The 7,382-nt window shown below is 29.0% G+C and carries 5 protein-coding genes and 2 pseudogenes; 3 read left to right on the top strand and 4 right to left on the bottom strand.

Annotated elements, in window-relative coordinates; genetic code table 11:
- The 3 genes and pseudogenes from KIB46_RS13915 to brnQ all read right to left on the bottom strand — a co-directional run.
- Positions 1 to 147: pseudogene (locus KIB46_RS13915) on the bottom strand (IS256 family transposase); the annotation flags it as partial.
- A gap of 112 nt (positions 148 to 259) precedes the next feature.
- Positions 260 to 772: pseudogene (locus KIB46_RS13910) on the bottom strand (helix-turn-helix domain-containing protein); the annotation flags it as partial.
- A 259-nt stretch (positions 773 to 1,031) separates the two neighbouring features.
- Entirely contained in the window at positions 1,032 to 2,276 is a 1,245-nt protein-coding gene (gene brnQ / locus KIB46_RS13905) for a branched-chain amino acid transport system II carrier protein (protein ID WP_099313560.1), read from the bottom strand.
- 236 nt (positions 2,277 to 2,512) lie between these two features.
- On the opposite strand from brnQ, the gene galU reads away from it, so the two are divergent.
- Positions 2,513 to 3,379 carry a UTP--glucose-1-phosphate uridylyltransferase GalU gene (gene galU / locus KIB46_RS13900; RefSeq protein ID WP_156561152.1) on the top strand — a complete coding sequence of 289 codons (867 nt, stop codon included), beginning with the start codon at positions 2,513 to 2,515 and terminating at the stop codon, positions 3,377 to 3,379.
- Positions 3,380 to 3,402: 23 nt separating this feature from the next.
- Here the strand turns inward: galU and trpS are convergent, their stop codons facing one another.
- Positions 3,403 to 4,407, bottom strand: a complete 1,005-nt coding sequence (gene trpS / locus KIB46_RS13895; RefSeq protein WP_291672657.1) for a tryptophan--tRNA ligase — start codon at positions 4,405 to 4,407, stop codon at positions 3,403 to 3,405.
- 176 nt (positions 4,408 to 4,583) lie between these two features.
- Between trpS and KIB46_RS13890 the strand changes: the two genes are divergently transcribed.
- A complete protein-coding gene (locus KIB46_RS13890) occupies positions 4,584 to 6,434 on the top strand; it encodes a phosphotransferase (RefSeq protein WP_156561150.1) in 1,851 nt (616 codons plus the stop codon).
- A gap of 15 nt (positions 6,435 to 6,449) precedes the next feature.
- Positions 6,450 to 7,373, top strand: coding sequence for a DMT family transporter (locus KIB46_RS13885; RefSeq protein WP_291672654.1), 924 nt, complete (start codon positions 6,450 to 6,452; stop codon positions 7,371 to 7,373).
- The last annotated feature ends 9 nt before the right edge of the window (positions 7,374 to 7,382 follow it).

Here is a 7,382-nt window from a genome sequence, read left to right as displayed (position 1 = left end):
CTCTTCCATTTCAGCTTCAAGTAACTGTTGAATTACATCCTTTAATAGCTTTTGCATAAGACCATTTTTACCTACGACATCATCCATTGTCTTACACTTCTTTATTTCTGCCTTGTAATCAATATTAGGTATTTCAATTTCTTTCATTTAGAATCCTCCTTAAATTTATAAGTATATTATTCCAAATCTACCACTTAATTATACAAAAAGGACTGTAGTAGATTTGTATTTACACAAATCTATCTACAGTCCCTTGACATATGCTAGTACCGAGATTTTTCTTATGCTTCTTTACTCTAGCTAGTTTTGTATTTCTATGCAGCTTCATTGGTAAATCTGTATTTTTTACATCCATAAATCCAAGTCTATATAGTTGTACAGTGTCTTGGTACAAACCATTTGAGAGTGATTAAACCTGCTTACCCAACACAAGCATCGGTGACCATGAATTGTTTTTGATTTTATCTACAGTGTAGTTAATAAAATCACTACATTCTAAGAGTTTAAAAGTACGACAAGAATTTGAACGATGCTTTTTATATACAGCTTTGCCAGTATCGGCAAGGTAAACTTCAACATGATTTCCTTGTTTTATTTGAGTAGTTTTACCAGGACGTATTTCATTTGGAATAGTATTTATTGGCCTACCTAGTTCTTTAGCTATCTTATATGGCGTTGCTCCATCTTTAAGAGGAAGTTGAATAGTTATACGTTCCTCATAATTTAAGTATTTATTTTTACGTGATTCTGTGTTAATATTTGAGTGATCCATAGTGATTATCCTCTGTGTATGTTTTGGTTTGGCGATTAAATCATAACACAGAATAATCCACTGTGGATTTTTTTATTAGTTTAATTTCATCTTACAATGGAACAAGAAAAAGAAAGTAGCTAACAGTTAAAATAACGAATAGTAAAGGATGAAACTCAGCAGCTTAGTTTCTAAAAATTAAAAACCAAATTGGCTTAGCCAATTTGGTTTTTGTAATTCCTGTGGAATTGCTTCTTGCATTGTTCACTATTTAATTCTACTAGTTCTTCACTAAAAAATGTCCTATGCCTATCATAATTACAGTAGGGATTAACCATGGAAAACCAAGGTTTGCAAGTGGAATGAAACTTAAATCAAAAACTTTTATTTCAGCTAAAATAGCAAAAATAAGAGAAGTATAAATTCCAAGCCTTACAGCTTTAATATTTGTAAAATACTTATTTAATAATGTAGTAACAATTAATGTTATTGCTACAGGATATAGTATGTTAAGAATAGGACCAGATATTTTTATAATATTATCAACGCCCAATGCACCGATGACTATACTTATTATAGATATTATTACTGCATTAATCTTGTATGGAAGTTTTCCTTTTGATACCTTTTCAAAAAAGCTTGATCCAGCTGTTAGTAAACCAATAGATGTTGTTAAACAAGCAAGACTCATAGCTATTGCGATTACTGTTTTTCCTATGTTACCCAATATTCCGTGAGCTATAAAAAGTAGTAATGAAGTTTTTGAAATATCTGAAGATACAAGTTCAGTAGTTTGTGCACCAAGTATAGTTAGTCCACCATAAACAAATGCTAATCCTAAAGCTGCTATTATACTAGCTCTTAAAGCCATAGGAATCATTTTATCTTTATCATACCCTTTTTCTTTTAAACTATTAGTTATGACTGCTGCGAAAAGTAATGCAGCTAAAGCATCCATAGTCTGATATCCTTCAATTAGTGAAGTTGATAGAACAGATGTAGCACCAGTAGTGCTGATTTCACCAAGAGGAACTAAGATTCCTTTAATAATTACTAAAGAAAGCAATACTATTAATGCTGGAGTTAAATATTTACCAATTGTATCTATAACTGAAGATTTGTTTAAAACAAAAATAAGGTTAAAAGCAAAGTATATAATCATAAATAAAATTGGTGAGAATGATGGAAATAATGGTTGTATAGTTATTTCAAAAGTTGTTGCTGCAGTTCTAGGGATACCTAGCATAGGTCCTATTGCAATAAATAAAATTGAAGCAAAAATAATTGAAAATTTAGGTCCTATTTTAGAAGCTATTGTTTCAAAGGTTCCATCTCCTTTTAAACAGGCTAATATAGCAAATAGTGGTAACCCCACTCCTGTTATTATAAATCCTAGCATTCCAATTATATATTCACTTCCTATAGCGTGTCCTAAATATGGAGGGAAAATTAAATTTCCAGCACCAAAGAACATAGCAAATAGTGCAAAACCGATAATTAATATATCTTTATTTTTATTATTCATCTTAAGTCCTCCTTAAACAATTAACTTTACTATTAACAATAGTACCATTTAATTTTATAAGTATCAACAAAAAGATACAATATAAGACAAAAAACTAAGAAATTAATATTAAAATTAATATATTTTTATTAAAATGCAAAAAATATATGCGGTTAATAGTTTGATATATTTTGTTAACATAATGATTTAAATATGATAGAATATACTTGTATGTAAAAGAAGGAAGGGGAAGTATTATGAAAGTTAAAAAGGCAATAATACCAGCTGCGGGATTAGGAACAAGGTTTTTACCAGCTACAAAAGCACAACCAAAGGAAATGTTACCAATAGTTGATAAACCAACAATACAGTATATTATTGAAGAAGCTGTTGCTTCTGGTATAGAAGAGATACTTATAATTACAGGAAGAAATAAGAAATGTATAGAAGACCATTTTGATAAGTCAGTAGAGCTTGAAATGGAGTTAGAGAAAGCAGGAAAGTCAGAGCTACTTGAATTAGTAAGGGATATATCAGATATGGTTGATATTCATTATATAAGACAAAAGGAGCCAAGAGGCTTAGGTCATGCTATTCATTGTGCAAAGACATTCGTTGGAAATGAACCATTTGCAGTCCTTTTAGGGGATGATGTTGTTGATAGTGAAGTACCATGTTTAAAGCAATTAATAGATTGTTACTCAGAATATAAAACTACTATATTAGGAGTTCAAACAGTTCCAGAAAGTGAAACTAATAAATATGGTATTGTGGATGGTATTCATATAGAAGATAGAGTATATAAGGTTAAAGACTTAGTAGAAAAACCATCAGTAGATGAAGCACCAAGTAATGTTGCTATCTTAGGTAGATATATAATTACTCCTCAAATATTTGATATTCTTGAAAATACAGAGCCTGGAAAGGGTGGAGAAATCCAGTTAACAGATGCCCTTAAGACTTTAATTAGTCAAGAAGCTATGTATGCGTATAACTTCGAAGGAAGAAGATATGATGTAGGAGATAAGCTTGGATTCTTACAAGCTACAATTGAATTTGCCCTTAAGAAAGAAGAATTAAGAGATAGATTTTTAGATTACTTAAAAAGTAGAGATTGGGAATAAAAAAGGAAGGTGAAAACCTTCCTTTATTTTTGTATAAATCCAATCTTCTTTTGCATTTTTCTTAAAGTTTTATTTGCAACGTAAGATGCTTTTTGAGCACCATTTTGATAAATTTCTTCAAGATACTTTTTATTAGATAAAAGTTCTTTTACTTTTTCTTGGATTGGAGTAAGCTCCCCTATAATAGCTTCAGCTACATCTTTCTTTAAATCGGCATATCCTTTTCCTTCATATGATTTAACTAAATCTTCAGGTGAGATACCTTTTATAGCTGATAATATATTTAATAAGTTTTTCACACCAGGTTGTTCGTCAGTATAGTTTATAATTCCTATACTATCTGTAACTGCTCTACTGATTTTTTTTCTTATAACATCAGGAGAATCCATAATTAAAATGAATGAGTTTGGATTATCTGATGATTTAGACATCTTTTTAGTAGGTTCTTGTAAGTCCATAATTTTTGCACCAGCCTTAGGAATATATCCTTCTGGTATTTTAAATGTAGGACTATAAGTGTTATTAAATCTTTCAGCTAAATCTCTAGTTAACTCTAAGTGTTGAGTTTGATCTTTACCTACAGGTACTAAATCAGTATTATATAGAAGAATATCAGCTGCCATTAGTGATGGATAAGTAAATAACCCTGCACCAATAGATGAACCCATCTTTTGAGATTTATCTTTATATTGAGTCATTCTACTTAATTCACCCATATAAGTGTTACATGTTAATAACCAACAACATTCAGCATGGGCTGGAACATGTGATTGGATAAAAAGTGTATTTTTTTCTGGATTTATTCCAGCAGCTATATATATTGATAAAAGTTCTAAAGTTCTTCTTCTTAAATCAGCAGGAGTTTGTCTAACCGTTATTGCATGCATATCTACAACACAGAAATAACAATCATATTCGTCTTGTAGCTTAACCCAATTTTTTAATGCTCCAAGATAGTTGCCTAAAGTTAAGTCGCCAGATGGCTGAATGCCACTAAAGATTATTTTTTTGTTAAGGTTTTCTGACAATAGAAACACCCCTTTCTAAACTTAAATATAATAACTATATTATAGGATTTACCAATATAACTGTCAATGTAGATGAGTTTTACGAGATTTTGGAAAAAAACTTGAAATGCAATAAGAAATATATTATCATAAAAGTATGTTCAATAAATGAACAAAAAGTAAAGGGGATGGGATAAATGGATAAATTTAATGTATTAAAACTTATATTAGAGGATTCTTGTATAAGTCAAAGAAAAATATCAGAGTTATTAAACATATCATTAGGAAAAGTAAATTCAATATTAAAAGAATCTATTCAAAATAGAGAAATTGATATAATTAAAAATGGCAATAAAGTAATTTATAGAATTACAGACTTAGGAAAAGAGTGTTTGGAAGAAAATTTGAAGAATATAAAAGAAAATCAATTAGAAATTGATATAGATAAAGTAAATGTAGTTACTGAAGCAGTTATATTAGCTGCTGGTAAAAGAAAGGATTTTGATATTCCAGTAGCTGCGCTTAGCTTGGAAGATACAACTATAATACAAAGAAATATAAAGATTTTAAGAGATAATGGAATAAGAAAAATTGTTGTTATTGCTGGTTATAATAAAGAGATGCTATATAATCTATTAAAAGAAGAAAAAGATGTAATTCTAGTAGATAATGATAGATATTCTTGGACAGGCAATATGCAATCATTAGCTTTAGCTAAAAATATTATAGAAAATGATTTTGTACTAATTGAAGGAGATTTAATATTTGAAGAAAGTGTAATTTCTAAGCTAATAAGTAATGATAAAAGAAATACTATAATAATAACAAATGAAAGTGGCTCAGGTGATGAAGGTTTTGTTCAACTAAAGGATGGATATTTATTTAAATTAGCTAAAGATATTCATCAATTTAATAGGATTGATGGAGAAATGATAGGTATATCTAAAATATCAATTAACTTATTTAAATTAATGTTACAAGAGTTTGAGTCTAATGTAAATCCATATTTAAATTATGATTATATGTTATTAGATGTTTCAAGAGATTATAAAGTGCCATGTTTAAAAATTGATGATCTTACTTGGGGAGAAATTGATACGGAAGATCAATATGGAAAAGTTGTGAATAATATCTATCCAAAGATAATGAGAAAAGAGAAAAATAGTAAATATGACTATGTTAGAGATATAGCTTCAGAAGTATTTCAGGTAGATAGAGATAAAATAAAAGAAGTAAGTGTTGCAGGTGGACTTACTAATAATAATTATAAAGTAAATGTTGATGGAGATTATTATATTGTACGAGTGCCAGGAGTTGGTACAGAAAAAATGATTTCTAGAAAATATGAAATGATTAATTCTAAATTGGCTTCAGAACAAGGAATTAATGTAGATATTGCATATTTTAATGAAGAATCAGGTATAAAGATATCGAAGTTTATAGAAGATGCAGAAACTTTAACAAATAGAAGTAGTAAAAAACAAGAGAATATGAAGCTAGTTTCTCAAATAATAAAAGAATTGCATGAATCAAGTATAGTATTTGAAAATGAATTTAATGTATTTGAAGAAATAGAGTTATATGAAGATATAATAAATCAGTTAAATGGTAAGTTTTTTGATGATTATATAATTGTAAAAGAAAAAGTTATGAATTTAAAGGCGTTAATAAAAGAATATGGTGCTAGATATGTTCCATCTCATAATGATACTCTACCAGATAATTTTGTAAAAGATACAAATGGAAGATTATATTTAATTGATTGGGAATATAGCGGTATTAATGAAGAAATGTGGGATTTGGCTGCCCATACTTTAGAAGCGGAATTTTCAGAAGAAGAGGAAAGAGAGTTCTTAAGATATTACTTTGGAAGAGAAGCTACAAGAGAAGAAAGAGTAAGATTATTAATAAATAAAATATGTCAAGATTTTCTATGGGCAATATGGACATTAATTAAAGAAGCTGAAGGTGAGGATTTTGGAACTTATGGCATAGATAGGTATAATAGAGCTAAGATAAACTTAAATAATTTATTTAATATTTTATAGAAGGGGGATAAAGTGGTGAAAAAAATTAATTCTGGAGTTAGAAATGGTATGGTTTCGGCTGTTATGTGGGGAGCTGATACTGTAATGATGGGAATAGTGTTGTCTATGGCTCCTTTTATAGAGAATGAAGAAGCAATATTTTTAGCACCAATAGTAAGTGCTTTTTTTCATGATTTATTTTCTTCAATATGGATCTTTATATATTTATGGACAAAGAAGAAGACTAATGTTTTGTTTAAATCAATAAAAACCAAAAGTGCTAGATATGTGGCATTGGGTGCAATATTAGGAGGCCCTGTTGGAATGACAGGATATCTTTTATCAATAAAGTATTTAGGACCTTCATATACTGCATCAATATCATCATTTTATCCAGCAGTTGGAGCGATTCTAGCATCGATAATATTAAAAGAAAAAGTTAAGAAAAGAGCTTGGTTAGGTCTTTTAGTAAGTATATCAGGAATAGTTGCATTAGGGTATAGTAAGGGTAGCGATATAGGAAATTTATTAGGTTTTGTGTTTATAGCTATGTGTGTAATTGGTTGGGGAACGGAAGCAGTAGTATGTTCTTATGGAATGAAAGATGATGAAATAGATTCAGAGTGTTCGTTACAAGTAAGACAGTTTATTTCAGCAGTATGTTATGGAGTTATAATAATTCCTATATTTAGAGGAATAAAATTAGTAACTATTACAATATCTAATCCAGTAATAATGGTTATACTTATTACAGCTTGCTTTGGAACTATATCATATTTATGTTATTATAGTGCTATATACAAAATAGGAGCTACAAAAGCAATGGGAATAAATATAACATATTTTGTTTGGGCAATAATATTAGAAACTATTTTTTTAGGAACCCCATTATCTTTTAAAACTATTTTATTAGGTACAGCAGTTATGTTTGGGTCATTTTTAGTAGCTAAAGAAGATTAGAAGGAGGAT

Origin of the sequence: Clostridium sp. (genome assembly GCF_018372875.1) — a bacterium.
In the GTDB taxonomy this organism is placed as follows: domain Bacteria; phylum Bacillota; class Clostridia; order Clostridiales; family Clostridiaceae; genus Clostridium.
The sequence above is the reverse complement of the archived record's forward strand: the minus strand, read 5'-3'. Positions and strand labels throughout refer to the sequence as shown.